At 42.9% G+C, this 22559-nt stretch carries 16 protein-coding genes; 9 read left to right on the top strand and 7 right to left on the bottom strand.

The features are described from left to right. Positions 1 to 26: 26 nt before the first annotated feature. The 6 genes from V7L01_RS10000 to V7L01_RS09975 all read right to left on the bottom strand — a co-directional run bounded on the left by V7L01_RS10000 (position 27) and on the right by V7L01_RS09975 (position 6523). Positions 27 to 1508, bottom strand: coding sequence for an amidohydrolase family protein (locus V7L01_RS10000; protein ID WP_335034270.1), 1482 nt, complete (start codon positions 1506 to 1508; stop codon positions 27 to 29). 94 nt (positions 1509 to 1602) lie between these two features. After that, entirely contained in the window at positions 1603 to 3090 is a 1488-nt protein-coding gene (locus tag V7L01_RS09995; RefSeq protein ID WP_335034268.1) for an amidohydrolase family protein, read from the bottom strand. A 57-nt stretch (positions 3091 to 3147) separates the two neighbouring features. Beyond that, a complete protein-coding gene (locus V7L01_RS09990; protein ID WP_335034266.1) occupies positions 3148 to 3303 on the bottom strand; it encodes a hypothetical protein in 156 nt (51 codons plus the stop codon). 55 nt (positions 3304 to 3358) lie between these two features. Next, on the bottom strand, positions 3359 to 4414 hold the full coding sequence (locus V7L01_RS09985) for an ABC transporter substrate-binding protein (RefSeq protein WP_335034265.1): 1056 nt from the start codon (positions 4412 to 4414) through the stop codon (positions 3359 to 3361). Positions 4415 to 4571: 157 nt separating this feature from the next. Then, the gene (locus V7L01_RS09980; protein ID WP_185582283.1) at positions 4572 to 4901 is read right to left on the bottom strand and encodes a 4Fe-4S dicluster domain-containing protein; all 330 of its coding nucleotides are present in this window, start codon (positions 4899 to 4901) and stop codon (positions 4572 to 4574) included. Beyond that, the gene (locus V7L01_RS09975; RefSeq protein ID WP_335034263.1) at positions 4898 to 6523 is read right to left on the bottom strand and encodes an FAD-binding protein; all 1626 of its coding nucleotides are present in this window, start codon (positions 6521 to 6523) and stop codon (positions 4898 to 4900) included. Before V7L01_RS09975 ends, V7L01_RS09980 begins: the two co-directional genes overlap by 4 nt. A 997-nt stretch (positions 6524 to 7520) precedes the next feature. On the opposite strand from V7L01_RS09975, the gene V7L01_RS09970 reads away from it, so the two are divergent. The 6 genes from V7L01_RS09970 (at position 7521) to V7L01_RS09945 (ending at position 15248) form a co-directional block, all read left to right on the top strand. Further along, complete coding sequence (locus V7L01_RS09970) at positions 7521 to 9341, top strand: iron uptake porin (protein ID WP_335034261.1); 1821 nt, start codon at positions 7521 to 7523, stop codon at positions 9339 to 9341. A 701-nt stretch (positions 9342 to 10042) separates the two neighbouring features. Further along, positions 10043 to 11191 carry an FMNH2-dependent alkanesulfonate monooxygenase gene (gene ssuD / locus V7L01_RS09965; RefSeq protein WP_335034259.1) on the top strand — a complete coding sequence of 383 codons (1149 nt, stop codon included), beginning with the start codon at positions 10043 to 10045 and terminating at the stop codon, positions 11189 to 11191. 91 nt (positions 11192 to 11282) lie between these two features. Next, positions 11283 to 12110, top strand: a complete 828-nt coding sequence (gene ssuC / locus V7L01_RS09960) for an aliphatic sulfonate ABC transporter permease SsuC (RefSeq protein WP_335034256.1) — start codon at positions 11283 to 11285, stop codon at positions 12108 to 12110. A gap of 124 nt (positions 12111 to 12234) precedes the next feature. Further along, positions 12235 to 13005 carry an ATP-binding cassette domain-containing protein gene (locus tag V7L01_RS09955; protein WP_335034253.1) on the top strand — a complete coding sequence of 257 codons (771 nt, stop codon included), beginning with the start codon at positions 12235 to 12237 and terminating at the stop codon, positions 13003 to 13005. Positions 13006 to 13268: 263 nt separating this feature from the next. Next, entirely contained in the window at positions 13269 to 14216 is a 948-nt protein-coding gene (locus V7L01_RS09950; protein WP_335034250.1) for a D-2-hydroxyacid dehydrogenase, read from the top strand. An 81-nt stretch (positions 14217 to 14297) separates the two neighbouring features. Continuing rightward, the gene (locus V7L01_RS09945; RefSeq protein ID WP_335034247.1) at positions 14298 to 15248 is read left to right on the top strand and encodes a D-2-hydroxyacid dehydrogenase; all 951 of its coding nucleotides are present in this window, start codon (positions 14298 to 14300) and stop codon (positions 15246 to 15248) included. Between the two features lie 262 nt (positions 15249 to 15510). On the opposite strand, the gene V7L01_RS09940 is transcribed toward V7L01_RS09945, so the two are convergent. Next, positions 15511 to 16710: an acyl-CoA dehydrogenase family protein gene (locus tag V7L01_RS09940; RefSeq protein ID WP_335034244.1), complete on the bottom strand. Its 1200-nt coding sequence runs from the start codon at positions 16708 to 16710 to the stop codon at positions 15511 to 15513. A gap of 860 nt (positions 16711 to 17570) precedes the next feature. Between V7L01_RS09940 and V7L01_RS09935 the strand changes: the two genes are divergently transcribed. The 3 genes from V7L01_RS09935 (at position 17571) to V7L01_RS09925 (ending at position 22536) form a co-directional block, all read left to right on the top strand. Continuing rightward, complete coding sequence (locus tag V7L01_RS09935; protein WP_335034241.1) at positions 17571 to 18761, top strand: sigma-70 family RNA polymerase sigma factor; 1191 nt, start codon at positions 17571 to 17573, stop codon at positions 18759 to 18761. A gap of 25 nt (positions 18762 to 18786) precedes the next feature. After that, positions 18787 to 19992, top strand: coding sequence for a DUF1822 family protein (locus V7L01_RS09930; protein ID WP_335034239.1), 1206 nt, complete (start codon positions 18787 to 18789; stop codon positions 19990 to 19992). Between the two features lie 156 nt (positions 19993 to 20148). After that, positions 20149 to 22536 (top strand): CHASE2 domain-containing protein, encoded by a 2388-nt coding sequence (locus V7L01_RS09925; RefSeq protein ID WP_335034236.1) that lies wholly within the window; start codon positions 20149 to 20151, stop codon positions 22534 to 22536. Positions 22537 to 22559 lie beyond the last annotated feature (23 nt).

The raw sequence follows: 22559 nt of genomic DNA, 5'->3' as shown, positions 1-22559 counted from the left end.
GACTAATGACTAATGACTAATGACAGTTACTTCTTGGTCGCAAGATATTCGTTTGCGGCTTTCTCAACACCTGTACCCTTGAAGAAGTCTTGATTGAGACTGGTGTACAACTCCAAGGGATGGATTGAGAGGAAGTAGCGGAGGTCTTCTTCGGTAATGATTTCGCGTTCTGCCATTGAGTAAGCGTTGGCAGTAACGGCGGTGATATCTGGCACATCCCAGTGACCGGAATCTGAACCCAAGAAGGCTTTAACGCGATCGCCAAATGGATTAGCTGCACGATTAAAGGCTTGGCTTACACGGGTATCGTCTGATTCCGTACCGAAGTAGAAGTGATTCAAGAAGCGATCGCGCACATCTTCTGGCTTCTCAATTCCTGCTAGTTCAAATTCATCAAGTTCGCCTGGATTTTCTGGTGCTAATAGTTGATGGTGGAATCCTAAACCATCACCAATTTTATCTAAGCGTCCATCTACAAGTTCGCCACCGTAGCGAGTGTACAACTCTACTAATGCTTCCTTGTCAATAATGGCAGGATTATTATGTGACAACAGATGTTGTTTGTTACGGGTTTCCCAGTGCCAAATAATATCGGCATATAGACTAGCACCCCAAGCTGAACCACCTTCTAAAAAGGCAAACTTTAATTGTGGGAAGCGGCGAGTAACTCCACCAAAGAACAGCGATTTGCATAATGCTTCGGCTGCAAAGGCAAAGTGATTAATGTGATTGTACTGGGCGTTGGTGACAGAACGCTGTGTTGTCCAACCTTGGCTAGAAGCGTGAGTTGTGGGTACAACTTTCAGTTCTACGCACTTAGCCCAGAATGGATCGTAATCATACTGGCTATCTAAGCCAAAGTTATCAATCCAAACTACTTCGTTAGCGACTTCTTTGCCGTATTTTTCAAAGGCAGGAATTGGACGACGAACATAACCGGGGATTTGAATTGCTTTGAGTCCCAAAACATTCACCGCATATTCCAACTCTTCAATCCCTTCTTCGGGAGTGTGCAGGGGAATGGCAGCGATGGGTGTTAAGCGATCGCTATAAGGACGGAAAATATCAGCATGGTAGTGGTTAACTGCCCGACAAACAGCCCGCCGCATTTCTTCGTTGCCGATATTCGGGGCCATTGTTGCCAAGTTGGGGTACACAACGGCAAAGTCTGTACCAGCTTCTTGCAAGCGTTCGTGCAGCAACTTGGGCAAGCTAATGGTAGCCAAATTCAAAGTATTTTTTGTCGGACGACCCCACCAGTTAGGGCGATTGGTGCGAGAAGCAAAACGTTCTTCCCAAGTTTGCTTGTACCACTTAAAGCGGGAAGATCCTGGTAAATTCTCTTTGAAACGTTCGACAAGTGCAGTTCCACCAACTTGTTCTAAATAATCCAAGACTGCCGGTTCAAATTCTTGGGTATGTACATCGGTGTCAACGATCGGATAACCAAGTTTTTCCCGAATTTGAGCAGACCTAGTTTTTTGTGGACGGTCTAGAGCGATCGTCATGATAGTTTACCCTCATCAAATGGTTTATAGACATTGGCAAAGACGCGATAAATCGCCGTCTCTACAAATGATTGATTCTTGTAGAGACGACGATTTATCGCGTCTCTTTCCCAGCCAAAAATTCATCTGCTGTTTTCTCGACAGCCGTACCCTTAAAAAAGTCACGATTCAGGCTGGTGTACAACTCCAAGGGATGAATTGACAGGAAATATTGCAAATCTTCTTCGCTGATAATCTTGCGTTCTACCATTGAATAGGTATTGGCAGCGATCGCAGTAATATCAGGTACGTCCCAATGACCAGAATCAGAACCTAAAAAGGCTTTAACGCGATCGCCATAAGGATTAGCTTTACGGTTAAAAGCTTGAGCTACACGGGTATCATCTGATTCTGTGCCGAAGTAGAAATTATTCAAGAAGCGATCGCGGATATCCTCTGGCTTTGTAACTCCTGCTAAGGCGAATTCATCCAAATCACCTGGTTCTAGAGGAGATATTAAGTCAGCGTGGAAACCTAAACCACTGCCTAGTCGATCCAAACGACCATGTACTTGTTCGCCACCATAGCGGGTATAAAATTCTAGCAGTTCTTCATAATTAACATTGGCGGGATTGTTATTTTCCACCAAATGGTCTTTATTGCGGGTATCCCAGTGCCAAATCAAATCGGTGTACAAACTAGCACCCCAAGCTGCACCTCCTTCTAAAAAGGCAAACTTGAGTGTGGGGAAGCGGTGAGTTACACCACCAAAGAACAGAGATTTACATAGTGCTTCCGCAGCCGATGCAAAGTGACCAATATGGTTGTATTGGTAATTGCTAATCGAACGCCGATTTATCCAACCCATACCGGAAGAGTGGGTGGTGGGTACAACTTTCAGTTCCACGCACTTCGCCCAGAAGGGATCGTAATCATACTTACTATCCAAGCCAAAAGTATCAATCCAGATGGCTTCGTTGGCTACTTCTTCGCCATACTTCTCGAAGGCGGGAATTGGGCGGCGGACATGTCCGGGGATTTGAATTGCTTTGAGTCCCAAAATCTTCACCGCATATTCCAACTCTTCGATCGCCTCTTCGGGCGTATTCATGGGAATGGCCGCAATGGGTGTTAAGCGATCGCTATAAGGACGGAAAATATCAGCGTGGTACGTGTTCGTTGCACGGCAAACAGCCCGCCGCATTTCTTCATTCCCGATGTGTGGAGCCATTGTTGCCAAGTTGGGGTACACAACTGCAAAGTCTGTACCAGCTTCTTGCAAGCGTTCGTGGAGTAACTTTGGCAAACTTACGGTAGCTAAATTTAGGGCGTCGTTAGTGGGACGAGTCCAGAAAGGAGGGCGGGCGGTGCGGTTAGCGCGGCGTTCATCCCAAGATTGCTTGAACCATTTAGAGCGAGATGCACCGGGTAAGTGTTCTTGAAAACGCTGTGCGATCGCAGTTCCAGCAACTTGCTCTAAATAGTCCAAGAATGCTGGGGGAAATTCTTGGGTATGTACATCGGTGTCGATAATCGGATAACCAAGTTTTTCGCGGATTTGAGCAGACTTAGTTTTTCTGGGACGGTCTAATGCAATAGTCATAGGTTCTACCTGATTTTTCAATTGGATTGGGTAGATATTACTGATTAAGAAGGTTGTCTACTTTCTTCTTAACAGCAGTTCTTTGAAGAAGTTGGGATTTTTCTTTACATATAATGTGGCGAGATTAGTAAAGATAAAATCTCGAAAATCAGCTTTGCCGATCGGTTCCTTCTCCACAAAGTTGTAGACATTGGCAGCTACAGCAATAGTCATAAAATCTTTCTCCAGTTGAGGAGTATTGTCGCATAACAAGCTAAGACGGATAAAATTAACGCGGCTGTTCTTTAGCAGCCCAATCAGTTAATTTAAAGTTCGACTTTGCTAAACCCTGCGAAACTAAAAAATTCTTTGTCCCTTCTAAAAGTTTCACACCCTCGGCTGGTAATGGTTCTTCTGACACCTGTTTGAGTGGGAACGATACTTTTATAATATCAATGGGATATTTAGTAGTTTGAGCATGATACTGATAATATTCTTCAGAATGAGCTTTTAAATCTTTGGTCGCTTCTGTAAGAATTGCATTAAATTTCTGGGGAAAATCAGGCTGTTTAGCCAGAAAGCTTTCAGTTGCTACAACTAATGATGTTCCAGACAAACCTTTATGATTCGCCGAAGAATCAATCACTGGAAACCCTTGTGATTTCAGAAAAGGGCCGAGATCGCTTGAAGTTGCATAAGCTGCTACATCACCACGTTCTAAAGCCGCTTTTGCCTCAGTAGTCATCAAGTGGACAACTTTTACATCCTTAGCAATTTTAGCTTCAGCTAACAGACCCAGCAGGTATCGATGCATATAAGAACCTTTTTGGGTAGCTATTTTTTGACCCTTAAGTTCAGCAAGCGATCGCGCACCATTCTTTTTCGCCACTAACCAGGCGGTTGTATTAAATTGGCTGATCCGCAGCAGTCGGGTTTCCTGACCCCTAGCTCTCAAAACTATCGCTGGTGTATCCCCTAAAGAACCAACATCTAATTGCCCTGCTACAAGAGCTTCATTTAGATCCGGCCCGTTAGGAAATCGCGCAAAAGTAATGTTGTTAAATCCTAGTTTTTGTAGCTCGCGCTCTAATATTCCCTTTTTCTTTGCCCAACCAAGCGATCCTGTAGGTTCTGAACTGCCTACATAACCTATTCGTAGGGTAGAAACGTTGTTAGTTGCAGCTACAACGCTAGCACTATTGGCATTAATCGATTGAGCAGATTTAGTTTCGCCTTGGCTACATCCTGTAGTTAGTAGCAGTAGGATACAAGCCAATGAGGTTGATAATCTGGAAGAAAGTTGATTTTTACTGATAGAAGCTGTTCCTACTGTGATTGCTAACATGACTCTTTTCTTTGCCGTACTATAGTGTGCAACTTTCTCTCAGACCTAACCCCCAACCCCTTCCCTGCAAGGGAAGGGGAGCAATAATCAAAGCCTCTCTCCCTGTGGGGGAGAGGAATGGAAGCGGGGTTCTAAGGATAAGTTGCACATCGCGTTACTATTTCATCTGCTTCAGAATTTGGAATGTTTGATCGGCTTTTGCTGTTGAAGTGCGTTTATGTCCCCAACCAATGTTTTCACGATAACTACCCAGTAGCCCAACTTCTGCCAATTCTGCCTCGTTGACCGATGTCGTCACATCGCTTTCTGGTGCAACATAAAGAGCATCAACTGGACAATACAATTCGCACATATAACAGGTTTGGCAGTCACTCTGTCGAGCAATGGTTGGCGGCGCATCGGGTACTCTGTCAAACACGTTGGTTGGACAAATGTTCACGCAGATATTACATTTTATGCACCGCGACTCGCTGACCAACTCAATCACACTAATGCTCCTATTTTGGATTGTGACTTTTCTGTACTATGTAAAGGCTGACTCTTCACCCAGACTCGATCTAATCCGCCACTAATTAGGTGATGTTGCTGGTTAGCATCAAGTTCTGGATAATCTAGATGTTTGTGCATACCACGAGTTTCTTTTCGTTCAATGGCACTGCTATACATCCATCGCGCTGTGGCTACCATCGCCGCAGCTTCTCGCGCCCTGGGAAGCTCTTTTTCTGACGTTACCTGGCTACTGCGAAGTTCTTGCCAAAGATGATTTAGCTTACCCAAAGACTCGGTTAAGCCTTGTTCTGTACGGAAATAGTTCTTTTCGTAGGGGAATACTTCAGCTTGGACTGCCTGAATAATTTCATCAGTCGCTAAGGTTTGAGAGCGATCGCTCCCACTATGTAATCCTACCTCTCCAACGCCCTTAACTTGGCGTTGAGTTTTCTGTTCCCCTAAACTGCGGCTATATTCAGCAGCCGATTTCCCTGACCAATAGCCAGAAGATATTGCCCAAGCCGCGTTATGACTACCACCGCCAGTGAATCCGCCACAAATCAGTTCGCGTGTAGCGGCATCTCCCGCCGCGTAAAGTCCCCGCACCGAACTGGCACAACTCTCATCGACAATCCGAATTCCTCCCGTACCGCGCACAGTTCCCTCTAGGCGCAGAGTCACAGGAAAACGTTGAGTAAATGGATCGATACCTGCACGGTCAAATGGTAAAAAGAAGTTGGGCTGCGCTAAACGCATAGATGCCCGCATCGATTCCGCCGCTTTGTCTATGATGGCGTAAACTGGCTGTTGCAGTAATGTTTGGGCAATTACTGAACGTCTATGAGAACTTGCCCCCGGAATCACAGTACCGTCTTCGTAGGTGAAGGTTGCCCAATTATAAAACAGGGTTTTGGTAACTGAAGAAAAAGCCGGAGAGATGCCATAGGCATTGGAAAATTCCATACCCGACATCTCGGCACCAGCTTCAGCAGCCATTAAATAACCATCCCCTGTCAGGACGTTGCATCCTAACGCTTTACTCAGAAATGCACAGCCACCTGTTGCGATAATTGTGGACTGCGATCGCACTATCCATTTCTCACCAGTCTGACGGTTTACACCTGTTGCACCAGTAACAGCACCATCGTCATCTACTAGTAATTCTAAGGCGGGGCTGTTGTCTAAAATCTTGACTCCAGCTCGTTGAATTTGCCGCCGCATCAGCCGCATATATTCCGGCCCTTGCAGCGATCGCCGATAGGGTTTTCCTTCATCGTCGGTGGGAAAGGGATAACCCCATTCTGCTAACTGATTAACGTTTGCATAGGTCTGATTCAGTACTCGATCCATCCAGTTGCGATCGGATAAAAACCCACCCAACGATTCCCGACTCGCCTTTGCTGTTTCCCGTGCTTCTGGATCGGGTGGCACGTACCAGACTCCATTGCCAGATGCAGCAGCGCATCCAGTCGTGCCACAATATCCTTTGTCTACTAGGACGACTCTAGATCCACTTGATGCAGCACTCCATGCCGCCCAAGTTCCAGCCGGCCCACCCCCAATTACAAGCACATCTGCTTCGAGGTCAAGTTCAAAATCGGTTGTTAACGTCTTCAGCATCTACAATTTCCCCTCCATCGATAAAGTCTTAAGCATCAAGTCTTCACCCCATCGATGCTGCAAAATATTCAGAAATCTGTTTGCCTCTCTACTTGACGGCTTACTAGTAGCCTTAATTTGCGGCTCCTTAAGACAAGGCTGCCAGTAGATTTACAGCTAATAACTACTATAACTTGATCGAATTACCGTAGTTAGTAACATAACAAAGCTTTTCATAGTTTTCGACAAAAAGCAAGGACTTTAGCAAACAACTTACAACGTAAAGTTATGTAAAACGAAAAGTTTTATCATTCTTGAGAGGGTTGCTTTTTTCAGCATTATGTGCAAATATCCAATGTTAGTACACAAAGACCTTAAATTCGATAGACTTACCGTTGTTTCATGATTTTTTCCAAACAACAGCAAGGAATCCCATTCCGGCTCAAGGCATCTACCAATGTTTTTCAGAGTTCGAGCAAGAGTAAAATTAGCTAATAGCTGACAAGCAGTTTAGCGTCTAAAGTTTATAAATTCCAAAACTCTAGCCATTCTTGGCGAGGGTAAAAAATTTGTGAGGTGCATTGGCACAAAGGGAATCAGAAATATCTGGTTTCTGGGAATAACCATTTGGCAAAAATCTGGAAAAAACTGAAAGTGAAAAAATGCCCAGAACTAACACTTACAGTTGCTTACAACCGACTGAATTTTTTAGTTATTTAGACCGTTTTAACTGACTTCAACTACTAGCCTCATAGCTGGATTGTATGATATCTCAAAAGTTTTTGCCAAAATTTTTTGTGAAAATTACTTTTTTGAAAGTAAATACGTAGCGGTGAAGCGCTAAATCTTTGCAAGCAATGAATCCTCTCTATCGGGCGTACAGATGTACGCTCAAACTTGGAAACCGAAGAAATTCCAAGAATTATATATACGGATGTTCGTTCCACAAGGTCTTGTAGCTACCGAAAAAGATTGAGCAGCGAAATTTAGTTGATATTGTGTGAGGAACAAACAACCCATGTCTAAAGTTTTGTGGAATTATTTGCTAGTGATTCCAGCGTTGTTCGGTGGACTCGTAGTCCTGTCTTCAGGTACACTCGCTGCTGAAGTAGAAAAGACAACACAGCCGACACAGCAAGTAATACCAATTGGAAAAGAGGCAAGGGAGCAGCAGGATGAGGTGATTGTGCCAAGCGTTGTGTCCCCTCTCCCCCAATCCCCACTCCGTGGGGGCCCCAAGTCCCCCTACCTCTTCGTTGAAAAGATTGCCCCAACTATCATTACTCAATCTTTTGAACCTTCTCCTAGCACATCAAAAGTTCAAGTTTTAGCAGCACCTAGCGATCGCATAGAGCAAGTTACATCTGTTTCGCAACTGTCGGATGTTCAACCTACAGATTGGGCCTTTCAAGCGTTACAGTCTCTAGTTGAGCGCTATGGTGTGATTACCGGATATCCAGATGGCACATTTAAAGGTAATCGGGCGCTAACTCGTTATGAATTTGCCGCAGGCTTGAATGCAGCCCTCGATCGCCTCAACGAATTGATTGCTACTAGCACTGGAGAGTTGGTACGAAAGGAAGACTTAGCTACTCTGCAAAAACTGCAAGAACAATTTAGGTCTGAACTGACAACACTGCGCGGACGGGTAGATGCCTTAGAAACGCGTCAAGCTAAGGTGGAAGCTAATCAGTTTTCTACAACTACCAAACTGATCGGGGATGCAACATTTCTGGTAGCGGATACATTTGGCGATCGCGCCAATAATACTCCTGCTGATGATACAAATGATGGTACTCAAACATTCTTTACTTATCGTGCCAGACTTAACTTTCAAACGAGCTTTACTGGCAGAGATCAACTAACCACTCTTTTAACAGCAGGAAATAACATTCCTAACTTAGGGACTACTACGGGAACCCAGATGACCCGTTTTACCATTGATGGTGAGGGGAGAACTGATACGTATCTTAGTCAGTTAACATATCGTTTCCCGTTAGGCTCAAAAGCTACTGTGTGGGTAGGCCCTAGAGCACTTCAACCAGCTATCTTTGCTCCCACCTTAAATGGTGCCGTTGGTGGGCTAAATGGTGCTGTCTCGCGGTTTGCCATATTCAACCATACTGTTTATCGGCCAGGCTTTGATGGTGCAGGTTTAGCTCTTGGCTATAAGTTTAGCGATAAATTGCAATTAAGCTTAGGTTACATAGCGGATAATAATCAGGCTCCTAACCCTGCCCGTGGACTTTTCAATGGTACTAATTTGGCACTTGCTCAGTTAACCATATCGCCCACTCGCCAGCTAGATTTTGGTCTAACTTACGCCCGCAAATACTATATTGATAACACTAGTGGTGCTGACCCGGCTTTTAACGTCACTGGTGGTACAGGTAGCGCTTTCGCCAGAAATCCTTTTGAACAAAACTCCACTACAACCGATAACTTTGGATTTGAATTTAACTGGAGAACCAGTCGGAGCTTAACTTTGGGTGGTTGGTTCGGCTATACACGCGCCCATCAAAACAGAGGCGGTGATAGTGATGCGACAATCGTTAATACTGCATTGACAATTGGTTTACCAGACTTGTTTAAAAAAGGCAATCTGGGTGGGATTATCGTTGGGATACCGCCTAAAGTCACAAGTAGTGATTATAGAAGTAGGGCTGGGATTCTTCGAGAAGATCCTAGTACCTCTTTACACATTGAAGCTTTCTACACTTATCGAGTGAATGACAATATCACTGTTACTCCAGATTTTTATGTAATTACCAAACCAGAACATAACGATAACAACGATCCAATTTGGGTAGGTGCTCTCCGCACTACCTTTACTTTCTAACCCACAGACCTTTTTCTCGAATGATTTCGCGCTCTCGCCCCCACGCTCGTCAGAATTGTTCGTTGAGTTGGAGGATTTGTAATAGAAACCACCTACCTCTGCAAAATTAATTTTGGTAAGTTTGTCGTGGGTGGCTCTAGCCCTCGTCTAAGCACTAAGGGACTTCCAAATAAAAAAGTATCCAATTAACTCTTGTGGGGTGGGCGACACGAGAGCCATATCAACTGGGCGGGCAGGATGCCCACCCCACAATATTGGATAATTTATTTCTTGGAGTTCCCTAAGGGAGTTCCAAATAAAAAATATCCCATCACTTTTAGGGCAGGGAGCAGGGGGCAGGGAAAGTTGTAGTGAAGTTCAGAAAAGTTCAGAAATTGGATAATTTATTTTTTGGAGTTCCCTAAAGTGCTTTTTCATAATGCTTGTGGCAGACTAGTTAGAGGTAACTATTGTATACAGAGTCTAAGCATCACCGCTCGTAACCTTATACAAAACTTGTATTCTTCACGACAGCCATTCTGGCAGAAAAAGTGTCATGATTACCAGGATTATCCGCGATCGAGTCAATTTTGTGGGTCGTTATTCTTTATGAATCGTTAATGTATACTGCCTTTTGAAATAATTTCCTGTAAAATGCTGACTATAAACTACGGTAATTCGGTCGAAGTACCGTATAAGCTAGACCTTATACCCTGACAAACATGCAAATTCTCTGGTTTATTCCTACTGGTTCTCATGACGGACGCTATTTAGGCACAGATATTGGTTCTCGTGTTGCCACACCTGATTATTTACAGCAAATTGCCCAAGCTGTGGATAGTTTAGGCTACACGGGTGCATTGTTACCCACAGGGAGTTCTTGTGAAGATGCTTGGATAACTGCTGCCGCTTTTATCTCTGTTACCAAACAGATGAAATTTCTCGTGGCAATTCGCCCAGGAATTACTTCCCCAGGTGCTGCTGCCCGGATGGCAGCAACATTTGACCGGATTTCTAAAGGAAGATTGTTGATTAATGTGGTAACAGGTGGAGATCCTGTGCAACTCGCTGGGGATGGCTTGCATCTTAGTCATGACGATCGCTATGATTTAACCGATGAATTTCTCACAGTTTGGCGGGGTATCGTCAGCGGGGAAACGGTCGATTTTAAAGGAAACTACCTGGATATCAAAGGCGGTAAGCTTTTATTCCCACCAGTTCAAAAACCCTATCCACCTTTGTGGTTTGGTGGCTCATCTGCTGCTGCCAAGCGAGTTGCTGCTAAACACATTGATGTTTACCTGACTTGGGGCGAACCACCACAACAAGTGGCCCAAAAGATTGCCGAAGTCCGAAAATTAGCAGCCGAACAAGGTAGAACAGTTCGTTTTGGGATTCGCTTGCATGTAATTGTGCGAGAAACCGAATCTGCTGCTTGGGATGCTGCCAATGAGCTAATTAAGTATGTGGATGAGGATGCGATCGCAAAAGCTCAGAAAGACTTAGCTAGTTCTGATTCTGAAGGACAGCGGCGCATGAGTCAACTACATAGTAGTAGTCGAGAAGCCTTAGAGATTAGCTCCAACCTGTGGACAGGAATTGGATTGGTGCGGGGTGGTGCTGGTACGGCGCTAGTTGGAGATCCCGACACCGTTGCCGCTAGGATGCTGGAATATCACAATTTGGGCATAGAAACTTTCGTTTTCTCTGGATATCCTCATTTAGAAGAGGCGTATCGCACCGCTGAATTATTATTTCCCCGCCTACCTTTGCAAAGCGAACCCGCACCGCTAACGCCACCAGTCTTAAGTCCTGTTGGCGAAATCGTCACCAATGAAAAATTTGCTAAACAACTAACGAGTGCTTCATAACCTAATAATTCGTAATTCAAGAGCAAATTACGAATTATGTTGGCGTTGCTTCTAGATTCATCCTTTGGAACAATCTAAAATCCCAAATTCCATGACTATTACCTTTAAACGCACCAAAAGCAACAATAATATATCCCTGAGCGAGGTGTTAGACAACCCGCAAATCGAAAAAATAGTTCCCTGGATTGTGCCCGTTCTAGTGCTAGTACTTTGGGAAATTTCTTCCAGAATTGGTTTACTCTCAACTAGAATTTTACCAGCCCCTAGTGGCGTAATCGCTACAGCTATTAAACTAGCCTCCACCGGAGAACTTTTTCAACATATAGGAATTAGTGCTGGGCGAGCGATATCTGGTTTTATAGTTGGTGGCAGTATTGGGTTCGCTTTGGGATTGCTCAATGGCTTTTCTCGTGTAGCAGAAAAGTTACTGGATAGTTCTCTGCAAATGCTTCGGACTATCCCTAACTTGGCATTAATTCCGCTAGTAATTCTCTGGTTTGGTATTGGCGATCAAGCTAGATTATTTCTAGTTTCTATGGGGGTATTTTTCCCGATATATCTCAATACATTTCATGGCATCCGCAGTGTTGACCCTGGACTGATTGAAATGGGAAAAGTCTATGGATTAAAAACACCACAACTGCTGTGGCAAATCATTTTTCCAGGAGCTTTGTCTTCGATTCTGGTTGGTGTCCGTTTTTCTTTGGGAATTATGTGGCTGACACTAATTGTGGCAGAAACGATCGCGGCAGATTCCGGCCTTGGTTATATGGCAATGAATGCCCGTGAGTTTATGCAAACTGATGTTGTCGTCTTGAGTATTGTAATCTATGCACTGCTGGGTAAATTAGCAGATGCTGTTGCCAAAGGATTAGAAACAAAATTCTTGGCTTGGAACCCGAATTATCAAAAGTCATAAATGCCAAAATTACCAGAGTTAAAAGTTTAAAATTATTTTTTTTAACTTTTGACTGTAATTTGCTTTGTTCAACGCCTCATTAAATAATTAAATCCCGATTGTTCTAAAAAAGGAGATTTTGCAAGTGAGTTCTAATGTACAAGGGACACAACTAAGTATTTTGGATTTGACGAAGGCTTTTGGCAAGAAAACTGTTTTAAACTCGCTGAATTTAGAAGTTGAAGCAGGTGAATTTGTCGCTATTGTCGGACGGAGTGGTTGTGGTAAGAGTACCTTATTGCGTCTTGTGTCAGGATTAGATAAAGCAACTTCAGGCGGAATACTGCTGGATGGAGAACCACTGCATAGACTCAGCCGTTTCGTAACAGTGATGTTTCAAGACCCTCGCTTACTGCCGTGGAAGCGCGTTGTTCAGAATGTGGGGTTGGGCTTGGAAGGTAATTGGCGTGAAAAAGCTTTGTGGGTACTCGATAAAGTCGGACTCAAAGATCGGGCCGATGAGTGGCCATATGTTTTATCTGGTGGACAACGGCAACGCGTATCATTGGCAAGAGCATTAGTTAGTCAGCCCCGTTTGTTGTTGTTAGATGAACCTTTGGGAGCATTAGATGCTCTAACTCGCCAAGAGATGCAGAGTTTAATTGAAAATCTATGGCAAGAGCGGAGATTTACTGCGTTTTTGGTTACTCATGATGTGGAAGAGGCTGTGGCGTTGGCAGACCGAGTGATAGTGATTGAAGAAGGGCAAATTTCTCTCGATTTGCCTGTGAGACTTTCACGCCCACGAGATAGAAGTAGTGAAGTATTTGTCAATATCAGAGAAGCAGTTCTCCAGCGAGTAATGAGCAATGAAGGTACTCAGTCAAATAACCAATTGTTGCAGTTAGTTGAGTAGTTGAAATTTAGCTTTTGTTAGTTGATTAATATCATGCTTGAGGTAGCTGCGGTAAAATAGGCTACTTCGAGAATCAATATTCTTAAGAGCTTAGTATATTCTATTTTTCAAAGAGGCTATTAAATTTAATCATTTTTCTTTCTAGGGACTTTTTCTATTATTAAAAATAATTATCAAAATTTGTATTACTAGCAAATAATACTTAATTTATTAGTGAAACAGAAGCCATTTTTAGAGATAGTTCTATAAAGAGGTAATCTAAGATGAAACTAATCTTACCGCTCGATCTCGTTGCTGACATTGAGCCTCATCTACCACCTGATACAGAGGTGGTCAGTGTAGATGTTGAAGGAAATTTAGACGGGGATGCTAGCGATGCTGAAGTTTATTTCAGTTGGTTTTTATCCAGAAGTCCGACGCTACATAAAATACTAGAAGCAGCACCTGCATTGCGTTGGCATCATGCACCAAATGCAGGCGTGAATCACATCCTGACACCAACTTATTTGGAAAGAGATATTATCCTCACAAATGGGGCCGGAGTACATGGAATTCCGATCGCAGAATTTGTAATCGCTTATATACTGGCTCATGCCAAACACCTACAGGAATTATACACTTTACAAGCAGAACGTCACTGGAAAAGAGGCTTTGCCATCGAAGAGTTGACAGATGCAACCTTGCTAATTATTGGTGCTGGTGGTATTGGTCAAGAAATTGCCGCCCGTGCTAAACCTTTTGGCTTAAAAATTATTGGCAGTCGGCGTCATCCGCAAGAGCTACCAAATTTTGATAAAGTAGTAGGTGCTGATGAATGGCGATCGCTCCTACCAGGAGCCGATTATGTAGTTATTGCGACACCATTAACTTTAGAAACCAAAGAATTTATTGATGAATCTGTATTGCGATCGCTCCCAAAACATGCATACCTAATTAATATTGCTCGTGGTGGCGTAATCGATGAATCGGCATTAATAAAAGCGCTCACAGAAGGTTGGATTGCAGGTGCAGCATTAGACACAGTTAACTCAGAACCGCTACCACCTGAAAGTCCTTTGTGGTCACTTCCTAATATCTTTATCACACCTCATACTTCTGGTCATTCACCCAAAAGTAAACAGCGTTCAATAGCGCTATTTATCGACAATCTGAAGCGTTATCAAGCTGGTCAGCCGTTACTAAATGTAGTGGACAAAGAAGCAGGATACTAAACAATTAAAAATTAAAAATGAAGAAGTGTTGCCGATCTGGTTACACAATCCAAAATCTAAAATGGAATTAGGGAGTAGAAAATGGTCAAACTAATTTTACCCGATCATCTCATTGCTGATATTGAGCCACATCTACCATCTGATATAGATGTTGTAGAGGTGGATAGTGAAGGTAATCTTGATGGTGATGCTAGTGATGCAGAAGTTTATGTCAACGGATTTTACCTGAAAACTTCTACCCTTGACAAAGTTTTGACAGCAGCACCCCTATTGCGTTGGCAACAGTCACCGAGTGCTGGCGTGAATCACATCCTCACGCCAACTTTTTTGCAAAAGGACATTATCCTTACTAATGGCGCAGGCGTTCATGCGATTCCAATTTCGGAATTTGTACTGGCATTCATGCTCTATCACGCCAAGAATCTGCGGAAATTACAAACTTTGCAGGACGAACACACTTGGGTAAGAGGAGTGTTTCTCGAAGAGTTGGCAAACGCGACTTTATTAATTCTTGGTACTGGGAATATAGGTCAAGCGATCGCATCTCGTGCTAAAGCTTTTGGAGTTCAAGTTTGGGGTAGTCGTCGCCATCCCGAACCCCTACCGAATTTTGACAAAGTTGTGGGTGCTGATGAATGGCGATCGCTCTTGCCAGCAGCCGATTATGTAGTTATTGCTACACCACTAACTCCAGAAACTAAAGGCTCGATCGATGAAGCTGCATTGCGCTCTATGCGTCAGTCTGCTTACTTAATTAACATTGCTCGTGGTGCGATCGTGGATGAAGCCGCATTAATTACCGCACTACGTGAAGGATGGATTGCAGGTGCTGGATTAGATACAGTGGCTACAGAACCTTTGCCACCAGAAAGTCCCTTGTGGTCGTTACCAAACGCCTTTATCACGCCCCATTGTTCAGCCTTGTCACCACGGCTGAGAGAGCGGATAGCACAACTGTTTATTGACAATCTCAAACGCTACCGAACTGGTCAGCCCTTGCGGAATGTCGTAGACAAACAAGCTGGATACTGAGCAATTCAAAATATTGGGAATTGGGCAGAAAAGGCAAAGGAACAGAGGGGAATGGCACTAAGTCAAGCTGAAGGGTAGGCGGCGTAAGGATTGCAGAGAGGCAGTGGTGCAGAGGGGAATTTCTAAATATCCGTTCCTATGCCTAAAATTTCTTTTTTCTCCCCTGCTCCTTTGCTCAAGAGCACCCCTGCTGCCTCAACGATTTTCCCTTTTCTTAGTGCCATTCGGAACAGAGGGAAGGAATTTTCCCCCTGCTCCCCAATCACTTGACTTTCAGTACAGATTTCCCTAACGACTGGCAAATAACATCATTTTGCGGTGTATGAATACGGCTGCACAGAACGTCACGGTAGTGTCGCTCTAAAGGATTCCTTTTCAACAGACCAGGATTACCAGTTAGTTCTAAGGCAATTTCCACAGCACGAATGGAGTTAGTTGTAGTAAGATATTTAACAGCTTGTGCCTGTAATCCTACGTTAGGCTCATACTCGTCCTTGTCGATATCTTCAGCCAAACTATAAATCAATCTATTGTTAGCAAACAGCAGTGCTTCCATCTCACCTACAGCAGTTTGGAAGCGTGGTAGAGTTGCCAGTGGCTCTTTGAGATTAGAAGGCGATCGCTCCCAAAGATATTTAGCAAGCCAGTCTCGCGCACTAGTAGCAACACCGAGATATAAAGCACTCACTGTCAAACTGCCCCAAGTCGAAATCAGCGGATCGAAGGATGGCGCAGCAGATATAGGGCTGATATTCAAGGCATACTCTAAGGGAATTAATACATTCTCCAAAATGAGATCGTGGCTGCCTGTAGCTCTCATCCCCAAATGATCCCAGGTTTCGACAATTTGCAAACCTGGCAGATCGCGCGGAACCAGAAAACTCCCAACTCGTGGTTCATCCTCAGTTGTCCGTGCCCAAACAACAAAGTAGCTGAGGATAGGACTGCCCGTGGTGTATTGCTTGTGGCCTGTTAAACGCCAACCCTCTGTTGTTCGTTCGGCAAATGTGGCAGGCAATCCGCCTCTAGCTGGCGTCCCTAACTCAGGTTCGACACGGGCAGCATTGAGCAGGGCAATGCCTTCAATCGATTCACGACACAGCCGCTTATATACTTCTGGATTCCAGCGACGGCTACGGGCGGCATGAGCGTGTTGAAGATAGTGCATTGTCAATACTAGCGCGGTCGAGGCATCGCCACGCGCTATGCCTTCAATCACTCGGCAGATAGTTGGCAGCCCTAAACCCTGACCACCTAATTCACGTGGAATGGTGAGGCTGAGTAATCCTGCCTCATGCAAAGCTGTAAAATTCTCGAAGGGAAAAGAACCGTCTTTGTCGTGTGCCCCTGCACGGGTGGCAAAGTCTTTGGCCAGAGCCTCAACCCGGTCTAAAATATTGGGGAGAGTTTCTAAGCGTCTAGTTACAAAGGTGTCTGGCACTGCTTGCTCCAACTGTGACATAAATACTCCTTCAAAACTCACTTTACTAGTACTAATTTGCAATAAAAAGGGATTGGGGGCTGGGAAAGAATTCTTTTAATCTCTAATTTTTCATCAGTTTGAATGCATCTAAATTTTTACCCCAGCCCTGAAGGACATAACTGTCCACCAAATTTTTTGCAAGACGGGCAAGATTCCATCTTGCGAAAAATTGATGTTTCTGCAAACTTGAGATACTTCCATCGGAGTTAAGCGATCGCAACTACTTGTAGCCTAAATCCTGCTTTGTTTTCTTCTTCAGTTTCTGACCTCGAACTCAGGTCTTTTGGCGACCCTTAAATATACTACTTAAAGTCGCTCGGAATATAGTAATTTGTAAGTACTGTAAGTATGACATAAACAGCTTTATCAGAGCAAGCAAACTAGAGGATTCAGCGATCGCTCCACAGCTTAACGAGAATCCTTGCCTTGCCAAATAGTTGAATCAGATGAAGTGGAATCTCCGATCGGGCGACGAAATAGCCTAAAAAACGTGTAAAATCCTGTATGGTTTTGGTGTCAGCATATTTATACTGTCCTGTCCATTGGACTCGGATTTTACCTTACTTTATATTGCACGTTCTTGCATTAGACTATTTCGGACAAAGCTAGACTAACTTTATTTTTGGCTGATTATACATCAATTTAACTTTAATCTAACCAAATTATCTAGATTCAACAGAATACAAGTAGGGTTATGTTCAAAAAACCTCAAGGAATAATAAATATATGTGCGCTATTGAATTGCAAATTAGGAAATTAGTATCTTGCGATCGGCCACAGAGGTGTGGGCGGCTTTGACAGTTGCTTAAGTTCAGATCGATTTAATTTTTTAACTGCTTATGCGTCCTCGCCAAGAAATTACGGAGATGTTCTCAACCTTCGTTGAGTTGGAAGGAGACAGATTCAGCAAATGGTTGATTGATATCAAATTGCATCGAAGTATCCAAACTTGTTTGGAGTATTCACCAATTGTCCCTAACTCAGAAAATTTTTGGGCGTTACATTGGTACAAGTGCTGGCAAGAGCAATCTAATAGCCTTGCTAGAATGCATCTCTCAGCCTATTTACAGGAACCAAATTATTGGGCTGCTAAAAAAACAATTGCTAAGTTTACAAATAGTCAACATAGCCTAGCAGATTATTTTCAAATGGCGAATGCTGAAATTGAAACAATTCTCAAAAACTTTAACCCAGAAAAATGCTCTAGTTTAAAAGTTTATGGGACTATGGCAATTCCTAGCCGGTTAAAAGACATTTTACGCCAACGAAAGGAAGCTGATATTTGTACAAATTGGGCATTATTACGCAAAGTGAGCAAAAAACAGTTTTTAGAAGCTCTTGATAAAGCTGGATTATCACCTTCTACAATTGCCCAATATCGTTTAGCGTGGACTTGTTTCAAAGAACTGTATGTGCAAAACCAACCTGGAGGCACAAAGGCATTACCTGAACCAGATCGCCAGCTTTGGGAGGCTATTGTCAACCTGTATAACCGCGAACGACAAAATCAATTAGCTCAACCTGCTCCACAATGCACAATCGAGAAAATTGAACAGTGGTTAATCCAAGCAGCTATCCACGTGCGTACTTATCTGTTTCCACCTGTTAATTCTCTAAATTTAGTGAGTTCAGAAGATGGCAGCATAACAACTCTTGATTTGCCAGATCCATCTTCTGAATCATTAATCGCTCAGATGATAGCCCAAGAGGATGCCCAAAACCAACAAAATCAACAATCTCAGATTCAAGCTGTCTTGTTAAAAGCTTTACAAAGTCTTGAGGCGAAAACCCAGGAAATACTTAAACTTTACTACCAACAGGGGCTGACTCAACCACAGATTGTACAACGCCTACAAATGAGTCAGCCTACTGTTTCTCGCCGGTTGTTCAAAGCTAGAGAATCAATGCTGGCAGCATTGATCCAATGGAGTCAAGACACGCTTAATATTTCTGTGACTTCCAACCTAGTTAATGATATGAGTACCGCTTTGGAAGAATGGTTGAAAGTTAAGTATGGCGAATCTAGCTGACGTTATGAAAGATGAGGTAGTAAAAATGACTTCGGCTTTTACTGAACCGCAGGAACTATTATTAGAAATATCACCATCATTACAGACAAGTTCTTGGCAAGAAAGCCAAATGTACGCCACACCTAGCAGTCGCTGGCGTGCTTACATAAATCAAATTTGCCTTCATGGGTTTTTGAATTGGGTAAAAGCTGAATATGTTCCAGAAGCAAGTATCTGGCATAGTTCCCCTGGTATTCCTGCTTTTTGGGAATTTGTCAATGGCACAGCAATTTTGTTAAAGGAAAAGCGAGTCGTTTTAATTCCTAGCGAGGCAATTGATGATAGCGAGTTAGAAGTTCCTCAAGAATGGGTAGACATTCCCAGTTGGGCAGCAGACTATTATTTAGCAGTGCAAGTTACAGCAGATGGGGAGTGGGTAAGAATTTGGAGCTATATAACCCATCAAGAACTTAAATCACTGGCACATTATGACCAAGCAGATAGGACTTATTGTATAGATGCAGGGCACTTAATTAAAGACCTTAATGCTTTTTGGATGACCTACCAATTTTGTGGAACAGAGGAGATGAAAGCTGCGATCGCTCCACTACCAGAATTATCGACTGTTGAAGCAGAAAATCTTGTGCAACGGTTAGGTAATTCCTCTGTAACATTTCCTAGAATTGCAGTGCCATTTACAACCTGGGGAGTGCTACTAGAAAATGAGCAATGGCGGCAGCGTTTGTACCAAGAAAGGCTGCAATCTCTACAACAGGCTGCACCTACGCAACTTTCACAAGTACAAGTGAATCTCAGTCGTTGGCTGGAGCAGATTTACGATGCTTCTTGGCAAGCTATAGAGACTTTTTTTGAGCCAAACTCCAGTAGCCTAGCTTTTAATTTCCGCACTTCTTCTGGGTTAAATGCTGCCGCTATCAAACGCGCCAAGCTGATTGACTTGGGAATAGAAATAGAGACTCAAAAAGTTATTTTATTAATTGCCTTAATACCAGAAGCTAACCAACAAGTTAGTATTCGCGTGCAACTACATCCAGCTTCTAATCAACCTTACCTACCTGCTAATATCAAGCTAGTTTTACTTTCAGATCGAGGGGAAATACTTCAACAAGTACAAGCAAGAGTTCAAGATATTTATGTGCAGTTGAAACTCTTTGATGGGGAAGTGGGAGAATGTTTCAGCATCCAGATCGATCTGAATAATTATCAAATAACAGAAAATTTCATAATTTAGTTATTAGGAGCCAGCAGTGTCAAATCGGTGTTGATTGGGTCAAATTTGTCTTATGTAGCCCTTATAATACACTTATTTTTGGTGTTTTTGCATAAGTAGAATGCTCCCTGTTGATTAGTCATTAGTTAATCGCGAATGGCAAAGTCCATTTTACTTATGAGTAAGCTAGTTGTCTTCAGTTTCTTGGGGGGAGATTTAAATCAAGGATTTCCTGTTGTCACGGCTCAACTTTGGTGTCATGACGAATTTGTACCCGTGAAATTAACAGGGAGTCTACCGCCAGCACCAGAACTAAGCGAACTCTACCGCAGATGGCAGTTACTCTACGCAGCAATTCATCAACGCCTGGGTAGAAATCACCGTATAAAAGTACATTCGCAAGACATAACCAATATTTCGATCAATGACTTCAATGAAGTATGTCAACAGCTACAAGCAAATATCAATGCTTGGTTAAAATTTGAATCATTTCAGAATATTGAACGGCAGTTGCGAACTCTACTTAGTCGTAATGATGAAATTAGAGTAATTATTGAAACAAATATAGTTCTACTGCATCGCTTGCCTTGGCATCTGTGGCATTTTTTTGAAGATTACCCGAAAGCGGAATTAGCTTTAAGCAATCATGAGTATGAATCTCCTCAACTATTACAAAAATTTCCTACAGGTAAAGTCAAAATTTTGGCGATTCTAGGCAATAGAGTTGGTATTGATATTGAGAAAGATGCCTCTTTGTTACAAGGTTTAACAGATGCCAAAACCACCTTTCTTATAGAACCAACACGGCAAACACTTGACGAGTATCTATGGAATCACGATTGGGATATTCTATTTTTTGCCGGACATAGCAATAGTCTTGCTGACGGAGAGATTGGGGCAATTTGCATCAATAAAACAGAAAGTTTAGCAATTTTGCAATTGAAAAATGGACTTAAGGCAGCAATTAGACGCGGTTTGAAACTAGCAATTTTCAATTCTTGTGACGGAATTGGTTTAGGACGAAATTTAGCGGATTTAAACATTCCCCAAATGATTGTAATGCGGGAAGGAGTGCCAGATTTAATCGCACAGGAATTTTTAAAAAACTTTCTTACTGCCTTTGCAGATAGCAAACCATTTTACTTGGCTGTGCGAGAAGCGCGAGAAAGACTTCAAGGACTGGAAAATGAATTTCCTTGTGCCAGTTGGTTGCCAGTTATCTGTCAAAATCCTACAACTGTTCCTACTACGTGGCAAGAACTGTGCGGTAATTTTGCTGATCCTAAATTTGTAGGTGAAGTTTCGATAAAAGGTAAAATTGCGACACCAAAATTAAAACTTTGGACTGTACTACTTAGTACTTTGATTGTGGCTATTTCAACAGTAGGGTTGAGATACGTGGGAATCTTTGAGAAAATCGAACTGCAAACTTTCGATCAAATGCTACGGTTACGACCTAAGGAAGACCCAGATCCAAGGTTGATAATTGTAGAAATTACTGAAAAAGATATTCAATCACGACAAGAGACGACTAAAGGAATGAAATCCATTTCGGATAGTACGTTAGCTAAATTGCTCAACAAGTTACAAAAGTATCAACCGCGAGTTGTTGGACTGGATGTTTATAGAGACTTCGCTGACCCCCCAAATCAATCAAATCTAATACAACTTCCGGCTGAACTTAATAAAGATAATGTTGTTGTTGTCTGCAAAGGCAGCGATAGTAAATATGACCCCCAAGGTGTTAAACCTCCGAAAGACTTACCTGTAGAACGTCAGGGTTTTACCGATGCAATTCAAGACCCAGATGGTATCGTCCGTCGCCAATTTTTGATGATGGCACAAGAACCTTCTTCGACTTGTACAACGCCTTATTCGCTCTCGTTACAATTAGCTGCTCGTTACTTATCTTATAAAAATATTAAACCTAAATTTAATGAAGATTATGTACAGTTTGGCTCTAAAGTATTTAAACGCTTAAAATTTAGCCGCAGTGGTGCTTATCAACAAGGAGTTGATTTAGGCGGAAATCAAATACTTGTCAATTACCGTAATACAGATTATCAAAGAGTTTCTATTGATGAGGTATTGAGCGATCAATTCGATCGTAAATCAATGAAAGATAAAGTAGTGATCGTTGGAGTGACAGCTAATACAGTCAGCGATACTTGGTCAACTCCCTACAGTACTGCACAGCAAGATTACCAAGAAATACCAGGGATATTTATACAGGCACAAATGGTTAGCCAAGTTTTGAGTGCAGTTTTAGACCAACGTCCAATTCTTTGGGTTTTGCCTTACTGGGGCGATATTCTTTGGATATGCGGCTGGTCTGTAGTTGGGAGTCTGATTATTTGGTGGGTGCGATCGCTCTCACATAAGGGATGCACTATAGTTGCGATAGTTGTAACTTTATATGGAGTTTGTGCGATCGCTCTTTTAAAACAAGGGCTATGGTTGCCATTTATTCCTTCTGCCTTTGCTGTGGTTGCAAGCGGTGTTGTTGTAGTGTTGATTCAACCCCGTCAGGAAGTTTTCCCGATTTCACAACCATTAGTTGAATAAAATTTTCCTTTATAACTGAAAAA

The organism is Nostoc sp. (genome assembly GCF_036917095.1).
Lineage (GTDB): Bacteria > Cyanobacteriota > Cyanobacteriia > Cyanobacteriales > Nostocaceae > Nostoc.
The sequence above is the reverse complement of the archived record's forward strand: the minus strand, read 5'-3'. Positions and strand labels throughout refer to the sequence as shown.